We start from the raw sequence: 24,610 nt of genomic DNA, 5'->3' as shown, positions 1-24,610 counted from the left end.
GGATCGCGGCTCACGCGCGTGAAGCGGTTCGGGGAAGATCATGCGAAATCTGTCCATCAGCGTTCTGGCCTTGGCCTTGGGCGCGGCCCTCGCCACGACACCGGCCCGGGCCGCTGATGATCTCGCGCGCCTAAAGACCCGCGCGGCCGCCGTCTCGATCACCCGCGACGACTGGGGTATCGCCCACATCCACGGAAAGACCGACGCCGACGCCGTGTTCGGCATGGCCTACGCCCAGGCCGAAGACGACTTCAACCGCGTCGAAACCAACTTCATGACCGCTCTCGGCCGCACCGCCGAGGCGGAGGGCGAGAAGGCGATCTGGGCCGACCTGCGCCAGAAGCTCTTCATCGATCCGGCGGTGCTGAAGGCCGACTACGCCAAGAGCCCCGCCTGGCTGAAGGCGCTGATGATCGGCTGGGCCGACGGGCTGAACTACTACCTAGCCACGCATCCGGCCGTGAAGCCCAAGGTCATCAAGCGCTTCGAGCCCTGGATGGCCCTGAGCTTCTCGGAAGGCAGCATTGGCGGCGATATCGAGCGCGTGGCTCTCACCCAGCTCGAAAGCTTCTACGGCCAGCGCCAACTGGCCATGACCGCCGACGAGAAGGGCCTGCTGTTCAAGGAGCCCAAGGGCTCGAACGGCGTCGCCATCGCCCCGAAGAACACGCTGGAAGGTCACGCGATGCTGCTGATCAACCCGCACACCAGCTTCTTTTTCCGCTCGGAGATGCAGGTCTCCAGCGACCAGGGCCTGAACGCCTATGGCGCGACGACGTGGGGCCAGTTCTTCATCTACCAGGGCTTCAACGCCCAGGCCGGCTGGATGCACACCTCCAGCGGCGTCGACGTGGTCGACGAGTTCGCCGAGACGATCGTCGAGAAGGACGGCCAGCGGTTCTACAGATACGGCTCGGAGCTACGCCCTCTCAAGACCGAGGTGATCGCCGTCCCCTACCGCGCCGCCGATGGCGCGATGGCCGAGAAGCGCTTCACCGTCTTCAAGACCCACCACGGCCCGATCGTCCGCGAGGCCGACGGCAAGTGGATCAGCATCGCCCTGATGAACAAGCCGGTGGAGGCCCTGCAGCAGTCGTTCCTGCGCACCAAGGCCATCGACCTGAAGAGCTTCATGAAGGTGGCGGAGCTGAAGGCCAACTCGTCGAACAACACCCTGTTCGCCGACAGCAAGGGCGAGATCGCCTATCTGCACCCGCAGTTCATCCCGATCCGCGACGACCGCTTCGACTATACGAAGCCGGTGGATGGCGCCGATCCCGCGACGGACTGGAAGGGCCTGACGCCGCTCGACAAGACCCCCCAGGCGGTGAACCCGCCCACGGGCTGGGCCTTCAACACCAACAACTGGCCCTGGACCGCCGCCGGGCCCTACAGCCCGAAAAAGGCGGACTATCCCAAGTACATGGACACCGCCGGCGAGAACCCGCGCGGCCTCCACGCCGAGCTGGTGCTCAAGGACGTCAAGAACCTGACCCTCGGCGGCCTGATCGAGAAGGCCTACGACCCGTACCTGACCGCCTTCGCCCGACTGATCCCAACCCTGGAAGCGGCCTATGCCGCCACGCCCGATGGCGATCCGCTGAAGGCCAAGGTCGCCCAGCAGGTCGCGGCCCTGAGCGCCTGGGACCGCAAGTGGTCGGCGCGTTCGACCGAGACCTCCCTAGCCGTGTTCTGGGGCGAGGCGATGTGGGCCAAGGCCCGCGCCGGCCGCCAAGGCCCAGGGCCTGAACACCTACGACTACATGGCCGACAGGCTGACGCCCGCCGAGAAGCTGGCCGCCTTGGCCGAGGCCTCGGATCGCCTGACCACCGACTTCGGCTCCTGGAAGACGCCGTGGGGCCAGATCAACCGCTTCCAGCGTAACGACGGGTCGATCGTCCAGACGTTCGACGACGCCAAGCCCAGCATCCCCGTGCCCTTCACCTCGGCCCAGTGGGGTTCGCTGGCCTCGTTCGGCGCCAAGCGCTGGCCGGGGACCAAGAAGTACTACGGCACGCTGGGCAACAGCTTCGTGGCGGTCGTGCAGTTCGGCGAAAAGGTCCGCGCCCGCGCCATCTCGGCCGGCGGCGAGAGCGGCGACCCGGCCTCGCCCCACTTCAACGACCAGGCGCCGCGCTACGCGATCGGCAACCTGCGGGACGTCTACTTCTATCCCGAGGACGTGAAGAAGCACGCGGTGCGGACGTATCGGCCGGGGGAGTAGTTACTGGGCTAGCGTCTCCTCGATCCAGTCGAGCCTCAGGCGTTGGAGCCGCAGGGCGAGCAGCATGCGCGGCCGCTCGATCGGATCGGCGGCGGCGAGGTCGCGTTCGTGCGCGGCGATGCTCGCCTGGATGGCCTCGGAGACATCACGCATCGCCGCGCGCCGGGCCTGCGGCTCCAGCGTCAGCCAGATGCCAGACCGCAGGCGGAAAGGGTCGAGCCCCACACCCGCCGCCCGCTGCGGGTCGCGGGCCCAGGCGTCCAGCGCCGCCTCCCCCGCCTCGGTCACCCTCAGCGCCATGGCCCGACGCCCGCCCGGCAGCGGCTCGGACCTGATCAACCCCGCCCCCTCCAGCCGCTTGATGGCGGGGTAGACCGAACCGGCGCTACCACTCCACTCCACTGATGGCGAACTCTTGAAGGCGCCGCGCACCTGGAACGCGGTCCTGCGGCCGCGATCCCTGATCTCGGACAGCACCGCGCCCTCAAGTTCGGTCAGCATTGCATCGCACCCTAGATAGACCTATTCGTACCATCCGAACCGGATTATATATACGGAGTGCTCCATGCTGTCCATGTTGGCGCTGTTGGCTGCGATCGTCCTGGCGGGGCCTGCCCGGGCGGAGACTCCCACTGAGAAGCTCGACGCCTATTACAACAACCTGGCCGCCGAGGGCCGGCTGAACGGCGCCGTGCTGGTCGCGCAGGACGGGAAGGTCGTCTACGCCAAGGGCTTCGGCCAGGCTGACTTTGAGGTCGGGAAGGCCAACACCCTCGACACGGCGTTCGAGACCGCCTCGATATCCAAGGTCTTCACCGCCACCGCCGTGCTGCAGATGGTCGAGCGCGGGAAGGTCGATCTCGACTCCCCGATCTCCCGCTACCTGAAGGACTTCCCCTACCCCGCCATCACGGTTCGCCAACTGCTCAGCCACAGCTCCGGGATGTCGGACCAGGACCTCGAGCCGTCCATGCGAGCCTATGCCAAGACCATCGCCCCGCGCCCCATGGGCCAGGCTGACCTGGTCCCGGCCCTGCAAGCCGGCAAGGTCGCCTTCAAGCTCAAACCCGGTGAGCGCTGGTGGTACGCCAATATCGGCTATCAGCTGCTGGCGCGGCTGGTGGAGACGGTGTCTGGCCAAACCTTCGACGCCTATGTCCGCGACCGCATCGCACGCCCGGCCGGCATGACCCACACCTCTGTCGTCAGCGCCGCTCATCCCTCGACCAGCGCGGCGCCCTACGACTACGAACCCCGCTACGCCGCCATTCGGACCCGACTTAAGGACGAGCCGTCCAATGTCATGGGAGCGGCGGGCGTGGTGACCACTGTCGGCGACCTGTTGAAGTTCGACCAGGCGCTACGGGCCAACAAGCTGCTGGGGCCCAAGACCCAGGCGATCGCCTACACCCCCGACCGCCTCGCCGACGGCCAGCCCGTCTCAGTCTGGCTTGACATCGGCGGCATGGGCCCGGCCGAGGACGGGCTAGGCTGGTTCGTGTTTAAAGATCGCACTCATGGCAAGGTCGTCTGGCACACAGGCGGCGCGCCCGGCTGCGCGACCATCTTCCTGCGCGCCCTCGACGAGAAGCGTACGGTGATCGTGCTGGATAACACCAACAGCGAAGGCCTCTACAAGGCCGGGCTCTCGGCCCTGCGCATCCTGGACGGCGAGCCACCGCTGAACGCGCCGCTGAACCTGGCCCGCATCTACGCCCGCACCCTCAGCGCCCAAGGCCCCGACGCCGCGTTCGCCAGGCTGGCGACCCTGCGCGACGACACCTCGCGTTATGTGCTGCGCGAGAACGACCTCAACAACCTGGCCTACAAGATGCTGGAGGACGGCCGCCTGCCACTTGCTCTTGAGGCCTTTAAGGTAAACGCCGCCCTGTTCCCGGCCAGCGACAATGTCTGGAACAGCTATGCCGAGGCGCTGGAGAAGGCCGGGCGGCTTGGGGACGCCCTGGCCCTGCACCGCAAGGCCGTGACGCTCAATCCCGACAACGCGGACTCTAAGGCCGCGATCGCGCGCCTGTCGGCAACGCCCTAGATATCCCCGCCCACGTTGGGCGCGACACCGGGCGCGCGGGCGACGTGGATGCCGCACTCGGTCTTTTCCTGGCCCGCCCAGCGGCCCGAGCGGCCGTCCTCGGACGGCTGGGTGCAGGGCCAGCAGCCGATCGAGGCGTAGCCCTGGGCGACCAGGGGATGGGCCGGCAGCTGGTGCTCGGCGACATAGGCGTCGAGCTCGGCCTTGCCCCAGTTGGCCAGCGGATTGAACTTCACCTTGCCGTCGGCGGCCTCGACCACCGGCAGGCTCAGACGATCGCCGCCATGGAAGCGCTTGCGCCCGGTGATCCAGGCGTCGAAGCCGCCCAGAGCGCGGTCCAGCGGCAGCACCTTGCGGATGTTGCAGCAGGCGTCGACGCTGGTGCGCCACAAGTCGGATTGGGGGTCTTGGGTCGCCAGATCGGCATAGGCCGGACGCAGGTCGCGGACGTCGGTGAGGCCCAGCTTGGCGGCGAGAGTCTTGCGGTAGTCCAGCGTCTGGCCAAACAGCATGCCGGTGTCGAGGAACAGGACTGGAATGCTCGTCGAGACCTGCGAGGCCAAGTGCAGCAGCACGGCCGACTCCGCGCCGAACGACGAGACCAGCGCCAGATCCGAGCCAAACTGGTCGTGCGCCGCGCGCAGCACCGTCAGCGGATGAGCTTCCCGCAGCTCGGCGTCCAGACGGGCGGCGAGGCCGGCGGCGGTTCCACCGATCTGGTCATAGGCCATCAGGAGGCCCTTTCCTCGAACGCCGTCGGCCGCAGGTCGGCGCCCCGCTGATAGACGTGGCGGAAGCGGTCGGCGGCCTTGCTCCAGACCTCGGGCGTGGCGCCGTCGGCGGGCTCGAACGCGTCGAAGCCGCAGCGAACCATGAAGCCCGCCTGCTCCTGCAGCACGTCCCCCACGGCGCGGACCTGGCCCTGGTAACCGAACCGCTCGCGCAGCAGCCGGGCCGAGGTGTAGGCGCGGCCGTCGCGATATTTCGGAAAGGCCAGGGCGACCACCGCGAGGCGCGGCAGATCATAGGCCAGGACCTCGACTTCCTGGTCGGGCTCGATGCGCACGCCGACGCGGCGGCTGTTTGAGGCCAGCAGGGCGTCGCCCTCGGCTTCGAAACGCGCCAGCGACAGGATCACGTCGCCGCTCTCGGGCAAGGCGTCCTCGTCGGCCACGAAGACGAACGTGTCCTCAACCCAGCGCGCCTGGCCTTCAACCAGCTCAATCAGCTTGGGCATAGACAGCCTCCTTGAAGGGCTCGAGGCCGACGCGGCGATAGGTGTCGAGGAAGCGCTCGCCGTCGGTCCGGACGGTGAGATAGGCGCCGACCAGCTGGTCGACGGCGGTGGCGACCTTGTCGGCCGGCAGAGCCGGGCCCAGAATCTTGCCGATCGAGGCGTCTTCGGCGCCCGAGCCGCCCAGCGACAGCTGGTAGAATTCCTCGCCCTTCTTATCGACCCCCAGGATGCCGATGTGGGCCACGTGGTGGTGGCCGCAGGCGTTGATGCAGCCGCTGATCTTGATCTTCAGCTCGCCGACCTGCTCGGCGCGATCGAGATCGGCGAACTGGCGGGCGATGTCCTGGGCGATCGGGATCGCGCGGGCGTTGGCGAGAGCGCAGTAGTCGAGGCCCGGGCAGGCGATGATGTCGCTGACCAGGTCGATGTTGGGCGTCGCCAGGTTGGCCGCCTGCAGCGCCGCGAACACGGTCGGCAGATCGTCCAGCTTGATGTGCGGCAGGACGAGGTTCTGGGCGTGGGTGACGCGCAGGTCCGAGAAGCCGTAGCGCTCGGCCAGATCGGCGACGACGTCCAGCTGGTCGGCCGAGGCGTCGCCCGGCGTCTGCTCCTGCGCCTTCAGCGAGATCTCGACGATCGCATAGCCGGGCTGCTTGTGGGCGCGGACATTGTTGCGGACGAAGCGGGCGAAGGCCGGATCGTGGGCCTTGGCGGTCTCGAAGGCTTCCGAACGGGCCGGCAGGGTCTCGAACGGCGTCGTGGCGAAGGCGGCGCGGATACGGGCCAGCTCCGAGGCTGGCAGGTCGGCGCGGACCGCGTCGATCTTGCTCCACTCCTCCTCGACCTGGCGGGCGAACTCTTCGGCGCCCAGCGCGGCGACCAGGATCTTGATCCGGGCCTTGTAGATGTTGTCGCGGCGTCCGTGGCGGTTGTAGACGCGCAGGACCGCTTCCAGATAGCTCAGCAGCCGGTCGGTCGGCAGGAACTGCTTGATGGTCGGGCCGACATAAGGCGTACGCCCCTGCCCGCCGCCGACGATCACCTCGAAGCCCAGCTGGCCGTCACGCCCCTTGCGCATCAGCAAGCCGATGTCGTGGACCTTGGCCGCCGTGCGGTCCTTGGCCGAGGCGGTGATGGCGATCTTGAACTTGCGCGGCAGGAACGAGAATTCCGGGTGCAGCGTCGACCACTGGCGGATCACCTCGCACCAGACGCGCGGGTCGTCGACCTCCTCGGCCGTCGCGCCGGCATAGGGATCCGAGGTGGTGTTGCGGATGCAGTTGCCGCTGGTCTGGATGGCGTGGAGATCCACCTCCGCCAGCTTGTCCAGGATCTCCGGCGCGTCCTTCAGCTTGATCCAGTTGAACTGAATGTTCTGGCGCGTGGTGAAGTGGCCGTAGCCCTTGTCGTAGTCGCGCGCGATCTGCGCCAGACGGCGAGCCTGGGTCGGGTTCAGCGAGCCGTAGGGGATCGCCACCCGCAGCATGTAGGCGTGCAGCTGCAGATAAAGGCCGTTCATCAGCCGCAGCGGCTTGAACTGGTCCTCGGTCAGCTCGCCCGAGAGGCGGCGGGCGACCTGGCTCCGGAACTCGGCCGAGCGGTCGGCCAGGAATTCCTTGTCGATGAGATCGTACTGGTACATGCCGCCCTACTTCCTGCGGATCAGATCGACGCGGCCGGTCGAGCGCGCCGCGCCCGCGGCATGGCGCAGGGCCTCGATAACGTCGCCGCCCTCGGCCTGCTTGCCGTGCGTGGGTTCGTTGGAGGGGCCGAGCGCCCGGATGCGTTCGCGATAGCTGAGCGGCACCCAGCGCCCTTCGGACTGGACGAGGTCGATCGGATAGACGTCGACCACCACGGTCGGCTGGCCCTTGCCGGTGGCGACGGCGGCCTCGACATCGGCGGCGTGGTGGTCGTCGAACAGTTGGGCGTCGCCGAAGCGGTCCACCCACTGGCCCGACTTCCAGAACACGACCTCGCCGTCGATCAGGCGGTTGGCGGTGATCGCTTTCACTCGGTAACTCCGCTCGTCCCCGCCATGACGGGGAGCCATTCCGAAACCTCGCTCTCGCCTTGGCGGAGCGGGGCTGAACTCTCTTGAGCCATGGCCATCGCCTCGCCGACCATCAGCAGCGCGGGGCCTTTCACGCCCTGGGCGGCTTCTGCGAGGCCGGCCAGCGTGGTCAGGACCCGGCGCTCGTCGGCGCGGCTGACGTTCTCGACGATCAGGGCGAGGGTCGAGCCGGCGCGGCCGGCCGCCATCAGGCGCTCGGCGATCAGGCCGGCGGTCGAGACGCCCATATAGACGACGACGGTCTGGTTGGGACGCGCCAGGGCGGTCCAGTCCAGATCCGGTTCTCCGTGCGCCGCATGGCCGGTGACAAAGGTGACCGCCTGGGCGCTGCCTCGATGGGTCAGGGGCGCGCCGGCGTTGGCGCTGGCGGCCAGGGCGGCGGTGACGCCTGGGACCACATGGCACTCGACCCCAGCCTCGCGACAGGCGGCCAGTTCCTCGCCGCCGCGGCCGAACAGGAACGGATCGCCGCCCTTCAGGCGCACGACGGTCAGACCGTCGAGGGCCAGGGCCACGAGCAGCTGGTTGATGTCGTCCTGCGGCAGGGTGTGGCGCGACTTGCGCTTGGCGACATTGATCCGCCGCGCGCGGCTGGGCGCGAGGTCCAGGATCTCTTCGGAGACCAGGCCATCGTGGACCACGACATCGGCGGCGCGCAGGGCGTTGAAGGCGCGAAAAGTCAGGAGGTCCGGATCGCCGGGGCCCGCCCCGACCAGCCACACCGCGCCCAAGGCGCGCTGAGCCCGCGTCCCGCCGATAACGACGAGGCCAGGCTTCCGGTTTCGGGGCGGCTGGCGAGCCATGGGTTTTAGAACCTCTATCAGCGCACTTGGAATAAGACGGTGGAATGCAAGACGGGGTCGCCCCTAAAGACGACCCCGGCCAAAAACCTTGAAAATTAGTGGGGTGGCCTCGGAGGCCACCCCACGGTGTAAGCCGGCGAAAAGGGCCAATCCGCCAGCGAACGCTTGCAAACTCGGCCCGAAGAGGCCAATTCGCAAACAAGGACTTCTGCCGGGGCGTTCAGTAAAACTATGGAAAGACCCAACGAGCGCCGCCGCCTGCCGCCCCTGAACGCCCTGCGCGCGTTCGAAGCGGCCGCGCGGCACCTGAACTTCAGCCGCGCCGCCGACGAGCTGTCGGTGACGCCGGGCGCGGTCAGCCAGCAGATCCAGAACCTGGAAGACTATGTCGGCGCCGCCCTGTTCAAGCGCACGCCCAAGGGTCTGCTGCTGACCGACGCCGCCCAGACCGCCCTGCCCGCCCTGCGCGAGGCCTTCGACCGCCTGGCCGAGGCCGCCAGCCTGCTGACCGCCGCCGTCGACGGCCGCCGCCTGACCCTGACCGCCGCACCCTCGTTCGCCGCCAAGTGGCTGGTGCCGCGCCTGGGCAAGTTCGAGCAGGCCCATCCGCAAGTCGATGTCTGGCTGTCGGCCGGCATGGAGGTCGTGGACTTCGCCACCGGCGAGGTCGACATGGCCATCCGCTATGGATCGGGCCGCTATCCGGGGCTTGAGGTCGTCCGCCTGCTGCACGAGACCGTCGTGCCGGTCGCGAGCCCCGAGCTTCTGGAGCAGAACGCCCTCGAGCGCCCGGAGGACCTGGCTCACCACATCCTGCTGCACGACGGCTCGCCCGACGCCGACGACAGCTGCCCGGACTGGGCGATGTGGCTGGCGGCGCGCGGGATCAAGGGCGTCGATGGCGCGCGGGGTCCCCGCTTCAACCAGTCGAGCCTGGTGATCGAGGCCGCCGCGAACGGTCGCGGCATCGCGCTGGCCAAGCGCACGCTGGCCCAGGCCGATCTGGACGCCGGGCGCCTGGTGATCCCGTTCGAGGCCTCCACCGCCGTGGACTTCGCCTACTACGTCGTCCACCCCAAGGCGAAGGGTCGCCTGCCGCAGGTCAAGGCGTTCGTGAACTGGCTGAAGGCCGAGGCGGAGGCGCACGAAGCGGCTCTGCAGACCATGGACAACGGCTCGGGCATTTAGCCTTTCGCGGCTCTGGTTTCTGTCACCGGAACCGGCTTTAAGAGGCCCATGAAAACGACGACTCTCACGGTCGACGCGCGTCTTGCGCCCGCCGACTGCCAGACCATGGCCGATGTGCGTCAGGGCGTGGACGCCCTGGACCGGGCCCTGGTCCAACTCCTGACCGAGCGCCAGGGCTACATGGACGCGGCCGCGCGGATCAAGCCGGACCGCTCCAAGGTCTTTGACCAGGCGCGGATCGAGGACGTGGTCGAGAAGGTCAAGGTGGCCGCTCGCGCGTCCGGCCTCTCCGAAGCGATCGCCGAACCGGTGTGGCGCACGCTGATCGACCGCTGCATCGCCTACGAATACGACAGCTGGGACCGGACGAAGGGCTCGTAAGCCTTTCTCTCTCCCCCTGCGGGAGAGGGCGGTCCGAAGGACCGGGTGAGGGGTCCCGCGGCGACGCCGAGAAACCCCTCATCCGTCAGCTTCGCTGACACCTTTTCCCGCAAGGGGAGAAGGACGCGATCATCAGTTCCCGTCGATCATGCGCCCCAGGCCGCCCAGGATGGAGCCTTCGCCCTGGTTGCCGCCCTGGTGGTTGGCGGCCTGCAGCATGCGGCCGGCCAGACGCGCGAACGGCAGCGACTGGATCCAGACCTTCCCCGGACCGCGCAGGCGCGCGAAGAACAGGCCTTCGCCGCCGAACAGCACGCTCTTCACGCCGCCGGCCATGACGAGGTCGAAGTCGACGCTAGGCGTATAGGCCGCCACGCAGCCCGTATCGATGTGCAGCTCCTCGCCCGGCGCCAGCTCGCGCTCGACCAGGGCGCCGCCCATCTGCACGAACACCCAGCCATCGCCTTCCAGGCGCTGCATGATGAAGCCCTCGCCGCCGAACAGGCCGGTCATCATCCGCTTCTGGAAGTGCAGGCCGATCGACACGCCGCGGGCGGCGGCCAGGAAGCTGTCCTTTTGGCAGATCAGCGTCCCGCCCAGCTCAGCCAGATTCAGCGGCAGGATCGAGCCCGGCGTCGGCGAGGCGAAGGCCACGCGCGCCTTGCCCGAACCCGTGTGGGTGAAGACGGTCGTGAACAGGCTCTCGCCCGTGACCAGACGCTTGCCCGCGCCCAGCAGCTTGCCCATGAAGCCGCCGCCCTGGTCGGCCGAGCCGTCCCCGAAGACCGTGGTCATCTGCACGGTGGCGTCCTTCCAGACGAAGGCGCCGGCCTCGGCCACCGCGCTCTCCCCCGGATCGAGCTCGATCTCGACGAACTGCAGGTCGTCGCCCTTGATCTCGAAATCGATGTCGTCAGCGACGCTGGCGTTGCGCTGATGGCTCCAGGGGCTGGAAGGCATGGACGTCTCCTCGTGTCTGAACCGCCGTTCTAGCCAGACCCTGGCCGCGGCGCCAATTACAGCTGGGTCAGATTGTCAGCCCTTCAAGGAGCGCAGCGCCCGTTCGTGGGCGTAGGCGGCGATATCCATCAGCGCGACGTCCAGGGCCGTCCGCACGCCGTCCAGGCTCTCCTGGCCCGCCTCGCAGCGTTCACAGGCCTCGCCGAGCGCAAAGGCCCCCACCCCGCGCGCCGCGCCCTTCACGGTGTGGACCGCATCCTTCCAGCCGGGATGGGCCGGATCCAGCATCGGGGTCCACAGCGCGGCCTGTTCCCGGAACAACGCCAGCACCTCGTCGATCACCGTGGAATCCCCCGCGGCGAACCCTTCCAGGTAAGCGAAATCCACGGCTCCGCTAATATCTCGTCTGGCCATGAAAAAAGCTCTTGCGCTCCCAAAATCATTGCGTATGTTCCGCGCCTCGCCGCCGGGGCTCGCAAGTGCTTCGGAACCGCGAATGGGTGTATAGCTCAGTTGGTAGAGCAGCTGACTCTTAATCAGCGGGTCCAAGGTTCGAATCCTTGTACACCCACCATTCCTTCTAAAATCAATGACTTAGACGGGGCCGCGCAAGCGGCCGCGAGCCGCCCCCGCGGGCGCGCGACGCCGCACGTGCTGCGCTGCGACAGCGCCTGAGACAAGGCGCTTGCGACGCCCCTGAGGGCCTTGCGCCGCCTGTTGGCCAAGCCCGGCGATCGCGGCCTAAGCGATCTCCACGTCCGCGTCCGCGAAGATCAGATCGGTCTCGGCCTTGGCCTGGAGGCCGTTGATCAGCACGAGCATGATCTCGCATCCGGAGCCGGCGTTGGAGGTCACGCAGCGCGCCTTGTAGCGGGCGAAATCCTCGGGGATCCAGGTCGAGATGTGGGCCTCGGCGTGATGCCCCTCCCACGCGCCCTGGACGTAGTCGATGGGGATCAGCAGCAGCAGATATTTGGTGCGGTAGTAGAGATAGTCGATGAGGTCGACTCCGCGCGACTTGCGGAAATGCTCGAGGACGTCCCCCAGGATCACCAGGTCCCACGACGCGTCCGGACCGACGTCCGGCAGGGTCGTGGCGTCGCCCAGCTGGATGACGTCGTAGATCTCACGCAGGCCGAACTGCTCGATATAGCTGTTGTCGATCTCGATGGCGGCCAGGTGACCGATCGGAACGCCCTCCGCGCGAAGCGACTGGATCATCCGCCCGTACTTGCCGGCGCCCGGGCCGATGTCGAGAACGCTGGCGGGCTTCATCCGGCCGATCAGGGACTCGACGTGGCGGTCGAAGACGGTGTCGGAATACGGCATGGAGAGTTTCCTGGGCCCGAGAATCGAAGCGCGTCGCTTGAGGGTGTTGGGTCGCCGGGTGAGCGTCAATGGAGAGCCGCCGGCGGGTCCGCGGCAAAACGTCCTCCATCGGCGCCCGACACTGACTTAACGGGATGCTGGACGAGTCCCTTGCAAGCCTCGAAGCTGCCCGCATGTCCGCCCTCGCCGATCCCGAATTGATCAAAGCCCTGCGCCAGACCGTGCGGGCGCTCTGTCGCGATTTTCCGCCGGCCTATTGGCGCGGCCTGGACCGCGAGAAGGCCTATCCGACCGCGTTCGTGGCGGCGATGACCCAGGCGGGTCTCTTGGGCGTCCTGATCCCCGAGGACTACGGCGGCGCCGGGCTCGGCCTGACGGCGGCCGCCGCCATCCTGGAGGAGGTCCACGCCAGCGGCGGCAACGCCGCCGCGCTGCACGCCCAGATGTACACGATGGGCACCGTCCTGCGGCATGGCTCTCGAGCGCAGAAGGAGACCTGGCTGCCCCGGATCGCCGACGGCTCGATCCGGCTGCAGGCCTTTGGCGTCACCGAGCCCACGGCCGGCACCGACACCACCTCGATCTCGACCTTCGCCCGGCGCGACGGCGACACCTATGTCATCAACGGCCAGAAGGTCTGGACCAGCCGGGCCGAGCATTCCGACCTGATGGTCCTGCTGGCCCGCACCACGCCCAAGGACCAGGTCGCGCGCAAGGCCGACGGCCTGTCGGTCTTCCTGGTCGACATGCGCGCCGCCAAGGGGAACGGCCTGACGATCAAGCCGATCGCCACCATGCTGAACCACGCCACGACCGAGGTGTTCTTCGACAACCTCGTCATCCCCGCCGACAGCCTGATCGGGGAAGAAGGCAAGGGCTTCCGCTACATCCTCGATGGTATGAACGCCGAGCGCATCCTGATCGGCGCCGAGTGCCTGGGCGACGCGGCCTGGCTGATCGGCAAGGCGCGGGACTACGCCAACAGCCGCGTCGTCTTCGGCCGGCCGATCGGCCAGAACCAGGGCGTGCAGTTCCCGATCGCCCGCGCCTACGCCCAGGCCCACGCCGCGCGCCTGACCATCTACGACGCCGCCGCCCGCTACGACGCCGGCCAGCCGTGCGGCGAGCAGGCCAATATCGGCAAGATGCTGGCCTCCGAGGCCTCCTGGGCGGCGGCCGACATGTGCCTGCAGACCCACGGCGGCTTCGGCTTCGCCGAGGAGTACGACATCGAGCGCAAGTTCCGCGAGACGCGCCTCTACCAGGTGGCGCCGATCTCGACGAACCTGATCCTGGCCTATGTCGCCGAGCACGTGCTCGGCCTGCCGCGGTCCTACTGACAGGTCCGCGGCTCTCCGTCAGGCCACCAGGCTTTCCAACAGATCACAATCGACCAGGATGTCGCCCTGCTCGTCCAGCGTCTCGGCGATGATCGCGTGGTGCTCCAGATCCAGAGCATCGGAGACACGGATGAAGGAGGTCGAGATCACCGCCCGGCTGAAGACCTCGACAATGCGGGCCGGTCCCTTCAGATAGGCCAGGTTGGTCAGTCCGGCGCCATGCGCGGCGAGCACGAACGACGCCCCCTGCAGTTTGTCGATCTGCTCGGACAACGAAAGCTCGCCGTTGCCGAAGTCGATCGTCGTGAACCCATGCCGCTCCAGGAAAGCCAGGAAGGCGTCGGTCTCGGCGATATTGTTGCCCCGGCGGGGCTTGAGGGGGTTGCGGCGGATATAGTAGCGGCGCCCCTCCGCCGGCAGGCTCTTTCCGACAAGCGCCCTCAGCCAACGCAAGCCTTCGTCGGACTGCCAAGCCTCGACGAGCATCGGGTTCTTGAGCCGGGCCACCTCGGACGCCGGCAACAGCAGGCGATCGCCCAGAGCCTTTGAGATCATCTCGCGGAAGACGCCATTGTGGTAGATCGGGGATGGCATCACCACGACCCTGACGTCGAACCCTTGAATGAGCCGGAACTTCTGCAGGAGCTCGAAGCAGAAGTGATAATAGTTGCCGCTGTAGATGTGGCTAAAGACCGCCGCGTTCTCGATCAGAGGCAGGGCGTCCCAGTCATCTCTCAAGGTTTGGGTGTAGTCCCAGAGACCTGGCTGGTTGGCCTCGGTGAACGTCAATGTCGACGCCATGGAGCTACCGCCAGGAAAGTTCGCCTGGAGGCAGGCGCCGGCGCGGTCGAACAGCAGCAGGCCCGTGTCGCTGCTGACGAATTCGCCCTCGAGACGCCCCACCCGCTCGAAGTGGACGTGGTCGAACTCCGACATCAGCCGATGCCGCATCTCTTCGGAATCGGCGTGTACGACGAGGTTCTTCGGCGACGGGATCCGCGGGATGACGGGCGTGCGAGACGCCTCCATCCAACGCCGGCTGTCGAAAGCGTTCCAGGGATAGATCGGCGGAAAGACGCGCATGTCTTAGACCGCTTCTTGGCGCGCTTCCGGCGTCCAGATCCTGTTGTCGGCCGGGACGGACCTGACCTTGTGACGGCGGGCCAAAGCGGCCCGATAGAGGCCTTCGTAGTCGTCCACCGCCTGCATTTCACGCTCATCCTGGTCCAGTTCCAGGCCCACGCTCATATAGACGTCCAGATTGGCGAGGTCGGGGCTGGGACGTCCGCCGGACTGATACTCGGCGATCATTTCGCCGTAGAGCGTCTCCAGGCTCGACGCTAGCAGGTCCATGTTGAACAGCACGCAGGTGTCGCGATTGGCTTCAAGCGTCGCGCGCAGGGCCTGCGCCTTCTCGCGGTCGGCCCCGATCTCAACCGCCTTCTCGACATAGGCCTCGCCGCTGTCGACCACCAACTCAGGCAGACCCGCGCTGCGGACGAGGCTTCCGCAGACTCGCGAGGCGAAGCTGCGGCCCGACCAGGTCAGCACCGGCACCGCCATCCAAAGCGCGTCCGACGCGGTCGTGTGCGCGCCGTAGGGCGTGGTGTCCAGGAAGAGGTCCGCCAGGCGGTAGCGCGCCAGGTGGTAGGCGTTCTGGAGCTTCGGCGCGAAAACGATGCGCGTGCGATCGACGCCTTTCGCCTCGGCGGAATCGCGCAAGCGAGCGTTGGCCTCCGGATTGCTGTCCAGCAGCCACAGGACGCTGCCGGGCGTGCGCTTCAGGATCTGTATCCAGCGATCGAACATGTGCGGCGTGATCTTCTGAACGCCGTTGAAGCAGCAGAAGACGAAGGCGTCGTCGGGCAGGCCGGCATCGGCCCGGCTCGGGCAGGCCTCCTCGACTTTTCGGCGTCGATCATTGGGCTGGTAGCAGGGAATTCGGCGCACGGCCTCGGAGTAGTAGTGCTCCATCTCCGGCGGGATGATCCACGGGTCGGCGACGATGTAGTGGTGATAGTCGCTGCCCATCGTCCCCGGATAACCCAGCCAATTGACCAGGATCGGCGCCGGTCGGCGCGCGAAGACGGCGGTCCGGGCGTCGCGTGTGTGGCCGTTGACGTCGACCAGGATGTCGATGCCGTCGTCGACGATGCGCTGGGCGGCCTCGTCGTCGCTCATCGGGCGGATATCGATGAAGTGCTCCACCGCCGCGCGGATGCGGGTGTTCAAGCCGTCGCTGGACTCCGGACCACAATAATAGGCGAAGACCTCGACCTTCTCCCGGTCGTGCACCTCGAACAGCTCGGCCATCAGATAGCCGACGGCGTGATCGCGCAGATCGGACGAGATGTAGCCGATCCGGGGGCGGCGACCGCTCAGGTCGATCGGCGCGTCGCGGCGATCGACGCGTACCTGTTCGGGCGTGGCTTTCGCCTCGCGTTCGATGAACGTGTTGGCCGCCGCCAGCAGCAAGAGCGGGTCGTCGGTATAGGCGGCGATCGACAGCGGGTTGACGCCTCTGAGGAGGGTCTCGCGGCTAACGCGCTCTGAAGGGGCCAGGATCGGCCACTTGCACTGCGACAGACGCGTGGCCACCAGCTGACCGATCACGTCCATGGCGTGCGGATCGATGTCAGCGGCGCGCTGTAGCGCCATCTCGGCGCGCGCCGGCTGATGGAGGTCGCCCAGCAGGCGGGCGATCTGCTTGAGGCAGGTGAAGGCGTAGGCGACCGCCATGCCGTTCATGGTGGCGGGTCGGTTGGCTCCAGCCTCCCAGGTGGCGATGGCCAACTCGCCGAGCCCCGCCCTCTCCTGCAGCCCGCCCAGGTTCACATAGGCCGGCATGAAATCCGGGTTCAGCGCGATCGCCTGCTCCAGAGACGCCGCGGCGCCTGAATTGTCGCCGAGCGCCGACTGCAACACCGATCGATTGAAAAGCGCCACGCATAGCTGGGGGTGGTCGGGGTTGAACCGCGCCCAGATCTTATAGGCCTGGTCCGCCACCTGGGGCTTGCCCGCCTGGCTCAGCTCCACGGCCATGTTGATCAAATCGCCGAGCGAACAGCCCTCGGCGGTTAGCTTGCTGAGCAGGTCCAGCGTGTCGAGGTCGGCCATAGTCTTCCTGATACCGGTAAGCGACGGACAGGCGCGGGTAAGCACGGCGCGAGTCGCGCGGCATGATCATGGCACGAGGCTCTAGGCCCAACCAATGCCCTACAGGCGACCGGTCGAGCACAACCCCATAAACCACAAAAGTATATTTGAAGTCAGATACTTAAGAAGGACGCGACCTAACCGCGCGCACCTCGATCCGATCCGCTTGAGAGCGATCGCCGCTCGCGCGCGTTGGCGCGAGCGGCGGCCAGGATCAGCTCACGGTCAGGTAGGCCGCGATCTGAGCGTCGTTCAGGCTTTGCACCTGGGTTTGGGTCAGGGCGTTGGCCTGGGTGGTGGTCAGGTTCGCGATGTTGGTGGTCGACAGGTAGTCGAGCTGCGTCGCGGACAGGCCGCTCAGTTGGCTCGGCTGCAGCTGGCCGACCTGGGTGGTCGTCAGGCTGTCGATCACCGTCGTCGAGAGAGCGCCGAGTTGGGTGCTCGTCAAAGCTCCCAGCTGGGTGGACGACAGGTCGCCGACGTCCGTCGACGACAGGCCCTTCAGCTGGGTCGACGTCAGGCCCTTAACCTGGGTCGCCGACAGCGCCGCGGTCTGGGTGGCGTCAAGCGCCGAGACGTTGGCCGCCGACAGAGCCGCCAGTTGCAGGATGCTCAGGGCGGCGATCTGCGTATCGACGAACTGGCCGATGTCAGTGGTGTTCAGGCCGCCGAGCTGAGTGGACGTCAGGCCCTTGACCTGGGTCGACGACAGAGCGCCGACCTGGGTCGCATCAAGGCTCGAGAACGCGGTGGACGTCAGAGCGCCCAACTGCGCGCTGCTCAGGGCGCCGACCTGGGTCACGCTCAGTTGCTGCGCCTGCGCCGTGGACAGAGCCGTGACCTGGCTATTCGTCAGCGCCCCGACCTGGGTCTCGGACAGTTCGCCGATGTCGGTCGTCGACAGGCCCTTCACCTGGTCGACGGTCAGGCTCTTGATCTGGGTGGTCGTGATCGCCCCCACCTGCGTCGCGGTCAACGCCGACAGGTTGGTGGTGTTCAGAGCCGCCAGCTGGCTGCCGGCCATCGCCGCGATCTGGGTGTTGGCCAGTTCGCCGATGTCGGTGGTGGTGAGGCTCGAGATCTGCGAGGTCGTCAGACCCTTGATCTGCGTCTCGTTCAGGGCCGCCATCTGGGTGGCGTTCAGCGCCGAGAGGTTCGCCGGCGCCAGAGCGCCGATCTGCAGCGCCGTCAGAGCGCCGACCTGGGTCTCCGTCAGCTCGCCGATGTCCGTCGCCGTCAGCCCCTTCAGCTGGGTGGCCGTCAGGCCACGCACCTGGTTCGTGCTCAGCGCGCCCATCTGGGTGGCGTCAAGGTTGGAGAGGCCGCTCGGTGCGAAGCCCGCGATCTGGGTCGAGCTCAGAGCGCCGATCTGTGTCGTGGCCAAGACCGCGATGTTGGTGGTGTTGAGGCCGGCCAACTGGCCCACCGTCAGGCCCTTGACCTGAGTTTCGGTCAGGGAGCCGATCTGGGTGGCGTTCAGGACCCCGAAGTTCGTGGTGTTGATCGCCGCGATCTGGGTGGCCGACAGGCCGCCGATCTGGGTGACCGACAGTTCCTGCACCTGGGTCGAGGTCAGGGCGCCGACCTGCGCCGCCGCGAGCGCGCCGACCTGGGTCGCCGTCAGCTCGCCCACGTCGGTGACCGACAGACCCTTCAGTTGGGTCGTCGTCAAGGCCGCGACCTGGGAGTTGGTCAGGGCGCCGACCTGGGTCGCGTCGAGGGCCGAGAGACCGGCCACCGAGAGCGACTTGACCTGGTCGGCCGTCAGGGCCGCGATCTGGGTCGTCGAGAACTCACCGATGTCGGTGGTCGTCAGGTTGGACAGCTGGCTGGTCGTCAGACCCTTGATCTGGGTCGTCGACAGCGCGCCAACCTGGGTGGCGTCCAGCGCCGAGAGGCCCGACGTGCTCAGCGCGCCCACTTGCGCCGGCGTCAGAGCGCCGACCTGGGTCTCGGTCAGTTCGCCGATGTCGGTGGTCGTGAGACCCTTCAGCTGGGTCGCCGTCAGGCCCTTGATCTGGGTCGTCGACAGCGCGCCCACCTGGGTGGCGTCCAGCGCCGAGAAGGCCGCGATCGCGCCGACCTGGGTCGGCGTCAGAGCGCCGACCTGGGTCGCCGACAGCTCACCAAGGTCGGTGGCGTTCAGACCGCCCAGCTGGGTGGCCGTCAGGCCCTTGATCTGAGTTTCGGTCAGGGCGCCGACCTGCGTGGCGTCCAGCGCCGAGAAGTTGGTGGACGAGAACGCGCCCATCTGGGCTGCGCTGAGGCCGCCCAGCTGCGTCGTCGACAGCGCCTTGACGTTGGTGATGGCCAGCGCGGCCAGCTGGGTGTTGCCAAAAGCGCCAAGCTGGGTCGCCGACAGCTCGCCGACGTCCGTCGTGGACAGATTGCTGATCTGGGTGGTCGTCAGACCCTTGACCTGCGTCGGCGTCAGGGCCGCGGTTTGGGTCGCGTCCAGGGCCGACAGGCTGGCGTTGCTCAGGAACTTGATCTGATCGGCGGTCAGGGCGCCGACCTGGGTCACCGACAGCTCGCCGACGTCGGTGGCCGAAAGGCCGCCCACCAGCGTCGAGGTCAGGCCCTTGATCTGGGTCGTGGTCAGGGCGCCGACCTGCGTGGCGTCCAGCGCCGAGAAGTTCGTCGTCGTCAGAGCGCCCAGTTGGGCGGTCGAGAGCGCGGCCAGTTGCGTGGTCGACAGCTCGGCGACGTCCGTGGTCGTCAGACCCTTCAGCTGGGTGGCGGTGATCCCCTTGACCTGGGTCTCGCTCAGAGCCCCGACTTGCGTCGCGTCCAGCGCCGAGAAGCCGTTCGCCGTCAGCGCGCCCACTTGCGAAGCGCTCAGCGCCCCCACCTGGGTCTCGCTGAGGTTGCCGATGTTCGTGGCGTCGAGGTTCGCCAGTTGGGTCGCCGTCAGGCCCTTCACTTGGGTCGTCGACAGCGCGCCGACCTGCGTCGCGTTCAGCTGCGCGACATTCGTGGACAGAGCGCCGACCTGGGCGGCCGACAGGCCGCCGATCTGGGTGACCGACAACTCTTGAACCTGGGTCGTGGTCAGAGCGCCGACTTGCAGCGCCGTCAACGCGCCGACCTGGGTCGCCGAGAGCTCGCCCACGTCGGTGACCGACAGACCCTTCAGCTGGGTCGACGTCAGCGCCGCGACCTGGGTGTTGGTCAGGGCGCCCGCCTGGGTCGCGTCCAGGGCCGAGAGGCCGGTCACCGAGAGCGACTTGACCTGGTCGGCCGTAAGGGCCGCGATCTGGGTCGTCGAGAACTCACCGATGTCGGTGGTCGTCAGGTTGGACAGCTGGGTGGAGGTCAGGCCCTTCACCTGGGTGGTCGACAGAGCTCCGACCTGCGTCGCGTCCAGCGCCGAGAAGGCGGCCGTGCTCAACGCGCCGACCTGGGTCGGCGTCAGGGCGCCGACTTGGGTCGAGGACAGCTCGCCGATGTCGGTCGTCAACAGACCCTTCAGCTGGGTCGCCGTCAGGCCCTTGATCTGGGTCGTCGACAGCGCGCCAACCTGGGTGGCGTCCAGCGCCGAGAAGGCCGCGATCGCGCCGACCTGGGTCGGCGTCAGAGCGCCGACCTGGGTCGCCGACAGCTCACCGATGTCGGTGGCGCTGAGACCGCTCAGTTGCGAGGCCGTCAGGCCCTTCATCTGGGTTTCGCTGAGGGCGGCCACCTGGGTGGCGTCCCACGCCGAGAACTTGGCCGAGCCGAGCGCGCCGATCAGGGTCGAGCTGAGCCCGCTGATCTGGGTCGCCGTCAGATCGGCGACGTTCAGAGCCGCGACCTGTTGGGCCGAGAGGGCCGACAGCTGGGTGTCGGACAGCTCGCCGACGTCCGTCGTCGAGAGGCCGGCGATCTGGGTGGTCGTCAGACCCTTGACCTGGGCGGTCGTCAGGGCCGCCGCCTGGGTCCCCGTCAGGGCGGACAGGTTGCCGGCGGAAAGATACTTGATCTGATCCGCGGTCAGGGCGCCGACCTGCGTCGCCGACAGTTCACCGATGTCCGTCGTCGAAAGACCGCCGAGCTGGGTCGAGGTCAGGCCCTTGACCTGCGTCGTGGTCAGGGCGCCGACCTGCGTCGCGTCCAGCGCCGAGAAGTTAGCCGGCGCCAGAGCGCCGATCTGCGCGGAGGACAGCGCGGCCAGCTGGGTGGTCGACAGCTCGGCCATGTCCGTGGTCGACAGACCCTTCAGCTGGGTGGCCGTCAGGCCCTTGACCTGGGTCTCGTTCAAAGCGCCGACTTGGGTCGCGTCCAGCGCCGAGAAGCCCGTCGCGCCCATGCCGCCGATTTGAGACGCGCTCAGCGCGCCCACCTGGGTCGTCGACAGAGCCGCGATGTTGGTGGTGTTGAGGCCGGCCAGCTGGCCCGCCGTCAGGCCCTTGACCTGGGTGGCGCTCAGGGAGCCGATCTGGGTGGCGTTCAGGACCCCGAAGTTCGTGGTGTTGATCGCCGCGATCTGGGTGGCCGACAGGCCGCCGATCTGGGTGACCGACAGTTCCTGAACCTGGGTCGAGGTCAGGGCGCCGACCTGCGCCGCCGCGAGCGCGCCGACCTGGGTCGCCGTCAGCTCGCCCACGTCGGTGACCGACAGCCCCTTCAGTTGGGTCGTCGTCAAGGCCGCGACCTGGGAATTGGTCAGGGCGCCGACCTGGGTCGCGTCGAGGGCCGAGAGACCGGCCACCGAGAGCGACTTGACCTGGTCGGCCGTCAGGGCCGCGATCTGGGTCGTCGAGAACTCACCGATGTCGGTGGTCGTCAGGTTGGACAGCTGGCTGGTCGTCAGACCCTTGATCTGGGTCGTCGACAGCGCGCCAACCTGGGTGGCGTCCAGCGCCGAGAGGCCCGACGTGCTCAGCGCGCCCACTTGCGCCGGCGTCAGAGCGCCGACCTGGGTCTCGGTCAGTTCGCCGATGTCGGTGGTCGTGAGACCCTTCAGCTGGGTCGCCGTCAGGCCCTTGATCTGGGTCGTCGACAGCGCGCCCACCTGGGTGGCGTCCAGCGCCGAGAAGGCCGCGATCGCGCCGACCTGGGTCGGCGTCAGAGCGCCGACCTGGGTCGCCGACAGCTCACCAAGGTCGGTGGCGTTCAGACCGCCCAGCTGGGTGGCCGTCAGGCCCTTGATCTGGGTTTCGGTCAGGGCGCCGACCTGCGTGGCGTCCAGCGCCGAGAAGTTGGTGGACGAGAACGCGCCCATCTGGGCTGCGCTGAGGCCGCCCAGCTGCGTCGTCGACAGCGCCTTGACGTTGGTGATGGCCAGCGCGGCCAGCTGGGTGTTGCCAAAAGCGCCAAGCTGGGTCGCCGACAGCTCGCCGACGTCCGTCGTGGACAGATTGCTGATCTGGGTGGTCGTCAGACCCTTGACCTGCGTCGGCGTCAGGGCCGCGGTTTGGGTCGCGTCCAGGGCCGACAGGCTGGCGTTGCTCAGGAACTTGATCTGATCGGCGGTCAGGGCGCCGACCTGGGTCACCGACAGCTCGCCGACGTCGGTGGCCGAAAGGCCGCCCACCAGCGTCGAGGTCAGGCCCTTGATCTGGGTCGTGGTCAGGGCGCCGACCTGCGTGGCGTCCAGCGCCGAGAAGTTCGTCGTCGTCAGAGCGCCCAGTTGGGCGGTCGAGAGCGCGGCCAGTTGCGTGGTCGACAGCTCGGCGACGTCCGTGGTCGTCAGACCTTTCAGCTGGGTGGCGGTGATCCCCTTGACCTGGGTCTCGCTCAGCGCCCCGACTTGCGTCGCGTCCAGCGCCGAGAAGCCGTTCGCCGTCAGCGCGCCCACTTGCGAAGCGCTCAGCGCCCCCACCTGGGTCTCGCTCAGTTCGCCAATGTCGGTGGCGCTCAGGTTGGCCAGCTGGGCGGCCGTCAGGCCTTTGACTTGGGTCGTCGACAGAGCGCCGACCTGCGTCGCGTTCAGCAGGCTGACGTTCGTTGTGGACAGAGCCCCAACCTGGGTCGACGATAGACCGCCGATCTGGGTCGTGGTCAGTTCCTGGGCCTGCTCGGTTGTCAGAGCGCCGACCTGCGCGGCCGTCAGAGCACCGACCTGCGTCGCCGACAACTCACCGATATCGGTGGTCGTCAGATTCTTGACCTGGGTCGTCGTCAGGCCGGCGATTTGCGTATTGCTCAGCGACCCCACTTGAGTGGCGCTGAGGGCCGACAGGTTGGTGGTCGACAGGTTCTTGACCTGATCGACCGTCAGAGCGCCGATCTGGGTCTCGGAAAGCTCACCGATATCGGTCGTCGTGAGTCCCTGAATCTGGGTCGTCGTCAGACCCTTGATCTGGGTGGCCGAAAGCGCCCCGACCTGCGTCGCGTCGAGGTTAGAGACGTTAGCGGCGCTCAACGCGCCGAGCTGGCTGGCCGCCAGCCCCCCGACCTGCGTCGCGGACAACTCGCCGATGTCGGTGGTCGTCAGATTCTTGAGTTGCGGCGCCGAAACGCCCTTGATCTGGGTGGTCGACAGCGCGCCCACCTGGGTCGCGTCCAGGGCGGAGAAGGCCGTGGTGCTCAGAGCGCCCAATTGAGACGCGCTCAGGGCCCCCACCTGGGTGGCGCTCAGTTCGCCCACGTCGGTGGCCGAGAGGCCGCCCATTTGCGAGGTCGTCAGGCCCTTGATCTGGGTTTCGCTCAACGCGCCGACTTGCGTCGCGTCCAGAGTCGAGAAGTTCGTGGCGCCCAGCGCGGCGACCTGGCTCGCCGACAGCACGGAAATCTGGCTGGTGGACAGCTGCTGGACTTGGGCGGGGACCAACGCGCCGATCTGAGAGGCGCTCAGGACCCCGACCTGGGTTTCGGAAAGCTCACCGATGTCGGTGGTGGACAAGCCCTTGATCTGATCGACCGTGACGCCCTTGACCTGGGTCGTCGACAGAGCGCCCACCTGGGTGGCGTTGAGGGCCGAGAAGTTGGCGGATGTCAGAGCCCCGAGCTGGGCGGCGGAAAGCGCGCCAACCTGCGCGGCCGACAGCTCGCCGACGTCGGTCGTGGTCAGGTTCTTGACCTGCGTGGTCGTCAGCGCCGCCACTTGAGTGGTCGAAAGCGCCCCGACCTGCGTCGCATCCAGCGCCGAGAAGTTGGTGGTCGAGAGAGCCGCGATACGGTCCCCCGCCAGCGCGCCGACCTGAGTGGCGGACAACTCGCCGATGTCGGCGGTCGAAAGCCCCTTCACCTGGCTGGCGGTAATCCCCTTGACCTGGGTCTCGCTCAGTTGCCCGACCTGGGTGGCGTCGAGGCCCGAGAAGTTCGTCGCCGACAGCGAGCCGATCTGCGTGGCGCTAAGGACGGCGATATGGGAGGTGTCGAGCCCGGCCAGCTGGGTCGAGGTCAGGGCCGAGACCTGTTGGCTGGAGAATTGGGTGAGTTGAGTGACGTCGAACGTCACCGAGGCCGCGAACTTCGGGATCTGGGTCGCGGTAAGCGCCTTGACCTGCGTGGCGCTAAGGGCGGCGACCTGAGTGTCCGCGAGGGCGCCAATCCCGGTGACGCTGATGGCGGCGACCTGAGTTCCGTTGAGGGACTGAATGTCCGTCGTCGTCAGCCCCTGGATCGCGGTGACCGACAGGGCTGAAATCTGAGCGGCGGAAAGGCTCGAGACCGGCATACATCCATCCTTCTGACGGACGCGCGCGCGCAGCGCGTCACTTTAGCTAACAGAAAGACGCCCCCCAATGCAGCGTCCCGCTTAAGCCCATTCTGGCTGAGCAAGGTTAAACCATATTTCGTTTCCAACTCCTTTCAACGAGACAAGCCGCCGCAGCGAAAAGCCGCACCCGGCCACCTCCCGCAAAGCGAGCCGATCAACAGGCAAGAATTGGCGCAAAGCCTTTCAGGACAAAGGCATAGCGAGGACTTGGCTCTTCACGAG

Annotated in this window: 16 protein-coding genes, 1 tRNA gene and 1 pseudogene; 6 read left to right on the top strand and 12 right to left on the bottom strand. The window is 67.5% G+C overall.

The annotated features are described in order from the left end of the window. Positions 1 to 40 precede the first annotated feature (40 nt). Positions 41 to 2,225: pseudogene (locus CSEG_RS06290) on the top strand (acylase). On the opposite strand, the gene CSEG_RS06285 reads toward CSEG_RS06290, so the two are convergent. Then, positions 2,226 to 2,726, bottom strand: a complete 501-nt coding sequence (locus tag CSEG_RS06285; RefSeq protein WP_013078417.1) for a PadR family transcriptional regulator — start codon at positions 2,724 to 2,726, stop codon at positions 2,226 to 2,228. It abuts the pseudogene before it with no gap. A 64-nt stretch (positions 2,727 to 2,790) separates the two neighbouring features. Here CSEG_RS06285 and CSEG_RS06280 point away from each other — a divergent pair, with 64 nt between their 5' ends. After that, positions 2,791 to 4,275: a serine hydrolase domain-containing protein gene (locus CSEG_RS06280; protein WP_013078416.1), complete on the top strand. Its 1,485-nt coding sequence runs from the start codon at positions 2,791 to 2,793 to the stop codon at positions 4,273 to 4,275. On the opposite strand, the gene CSEG_RS06275 is transcribed toward CSEG_RS06280, so the two are convergent. From CSEG_RS06275 to cobA, 5 genes are read right to left on the bottom strand one after another with little or no spacing between them, the layout of a single operon-like run. Next, entirely contained in the window at positions 4,272 to 5,006 is a 735-nt protein-coding gene (locus CSEG_RS06275) for a phosphoadenylyl-sulfate reductase (RefSeq protein WP_013078415.1), read from the bottom strand. The two genes, CSEG_RS06280 and CSEG_RS06275, sit on opposite strands and share 4 nt — an antisense overlap. Continuing rightward, positions 5,006 to 5,512, bottom strand: coding sequence for a DUF934 domain-containing protein (locus CSEG_RS06270; protein ID WP_013078414.1), 507 nt, complete (start codon positions 5,510 to 5,512; stop codon positions 5,006 to 5,008). The genes CSEG_RS06275 and CSEG_RS06270 overlap by 1 nt, the downstream gene beginning before the upstream one ends. Next, entirely contained in the window at positions 5,496 to 7,154 is a 1,659-nt protein-coding gene (locus CSEG_RS06265) for a nitrite/sulfite reductase (protein ID WP_013078413.1), read from the bottom strand. The genes CSEG_RS06270 and CSEG_RS06265 overlap by 17 nt, the downstream gene beginning before the upstream one ends. Positions 7,155 to 7,160: 6 nt before the next feature. Further along, entirely contained in the window at positions 7,161 to 7,526 is a 366-nt protein-coding gene (locus CSEG_RS06260; protein WP_013078412.1) for a DUF2849 domain-containing protein, read from the bottom strand. Continuing rightward, positions 7,523 to 8,389, bottom strand: coding sequence for a uroporphyrinogen-III C-methyltransferase (gene cobA / locus CSEG_RS06255; protein ID WP_013078411.1), 867 nt, complete (start codon positions 8,387 to 8,389; stop codon positions 7,523 to 7,525). Before cobA ends, CSEG_RS06260 begins: the two co-directional genes overlap by 4 nt. Positions 8,390 to 8,620: 231 nt before the next feature. Between cobA and gcvA the strand changes: the two genes are divergently transcribed. Continuing rightward, positions 8,621 to 9,577 carry a transcriptional regulator GcvA gene (gene gcvA / locus CSEG_RS06250; RefSeq protein WP_013078410.1) on the top strand — a complete coding sequence of 319 codons (957 nt, stop codon included), beginning with the start codon at positions 8,621 to 8,623 and terminating at the stop codon, positions 9,575 to 9,577. A gap of 48 nt (positions 9,578 to 9,625) precedes the next feature. Next, positions 9,626 to 9,958 carry a chorismate mutase gene (locus tag CSEG_RS06245; RefSeq protein ID WP_013078409.1) on the top strand — a complete coding sequence of 111 codons (333 nt, stop codon included), beginning with the start codon at positions 9,626 to 9,628 and terminating at the stop codon, positions 9,956 to 9,958. A gap of 132 nt (positions 9,959 to 10,090) precedes the next feature. Here the strand turns inward: CSEG_RS06245 and CSEG_RS06240 are convergent, their stop codons facing one another. Both CSEG_RS06240 and CSEG_RS06235 read right to left on the bottom strand, forming a co-directional pair. After that, the gene (locus tag CSEG_RS06240) at positions 10,091 to 10,918 is read right to left on the bottom strand and encodes a TIGR00266 family protein (RefSeq protein ID WP_013078408.1); all 828 of its coding nucleotides are present in this window, start codon (positions 10,916 to 10,918) and stop codon (positions 10,091 to 10,093) included. 75 nt (positions 10,919 to 10,993) lie between these two features. After that, positions 10,994 to 11,332: an Hpt domain-containing protein gene (locus CSEG_RS06235; protein ID WP_013078407.1), complete on the bottom strand. Its 339-nt coding sequence runs from the start codon at positions 11,330 to 11,332 to the stop codon at positions 10,994 to 10,996. An 84-nt stretch (positions 11,333 to 11,416) separates the two neighbouring features. Between CSEG_RS06235 and CSEG_RS06230 the strand changes: the two genes are divergently transcribed. Then, positions 11,417 to 11,492 (top strand) — tRNA-Lys (locus CSEG_RS06230). A gap of 167 nt (positions 11,493 to 11,659) precedes the next feature. On the opposite strand, the gene CSEG_RS21475 is transcribed toward CSEG_RS06230, so the two are convergent. Further along, positions 11,660 to 12,247, bottom strand: coding sequence for a methyltransferase domain-containing protein (locus CSEG_RS21475; RefSeq protein WP_013078406.1), 588 nt, complete (start codon positions 12,245 to 12,247; stop codon positions 11,660 to 11,662). Between the two features lie 173 nt (positions 12,248 to 12,420). Between CSEG_RS21475 and CSEG_RS06220 the strand changes: the two genes are divergently transcribed. Continuing rightward, on the top strand, positions 12,421 to 13,587 hold the full coding sequence (locus CSEG_RS06220) for an acyl-CoA dehydrogenase family protein (RefSeq protein WP_013078405.1): 1,167 nt from the start codon (positions 12,421 to 12,423) through the stop codon (positions 13,585 to 13,587). An 18-nt stretch (positions 13,588 to 13,605) separates the two neighbouring features. On the opposite strand, the gene CSEG_RS06215 is transcribed toward CSEG_RS06220, so the two are convergent. From CSEG_RS06215 to CSEG_RS06205, 3 genes are all read right to left on the bottom strand, one after another. After that, positions 13,606 to 14,670, bottom strand: a complete 1,065-nt coding sequence (locus tag CSEG_RS06215) for a glycosyltransferase family 61 protein (protein WP_013078404.1) — start codon at positions 14,668 to 14,670, stop codon at positions 13,606 to 13,608. A 3-nt stretch (positions 14,671 to 14,673) separates the two neighbouring features. Beyond that, positions 14,674 to 16,704: an O-linked N-acetylglucosamine transferase family protein gene (locus CSEG_RS06210; RefSeq protein ID WP_013078403.1), complete on the bottom strand. Its 2,031-nt coding sequence runs from the start codon at positions 16,702 to 16,704 to the stop codon at positions 14,674 to 14,676. Positions 16,705 to 16,957: 253 nt separating this feature from the next. Continuing rightward, positions 16,958 to 24,346: a hypothetical protein gene (locus CSEG_RS06205; protein WP_013078402.1), complete on the bottom strand. Its 7,389-nt coding sequence runs from the start codon at positions 24,344 to 24,346 to the stop codon at positions 16,958 to 16,960. Positions 24,347 to 24,610: the final 264 nt, after the last annotated feature.

The organism is Caulobacter segnis ATCC 21756, assembly GCF_000092285.1.
Classification (GTDB): Bacteria; Pseudomonadota; Alphaproteobacteria; order Caulobacterales; family Caulobacteraceae; genus Caulobacter; species Caulobacter segnis.
The sequence above is the reverse complement of the archived record's forward strand: the minus strand, read 5'-3'. Positions and strand labels throughout refer to the sequence as shown.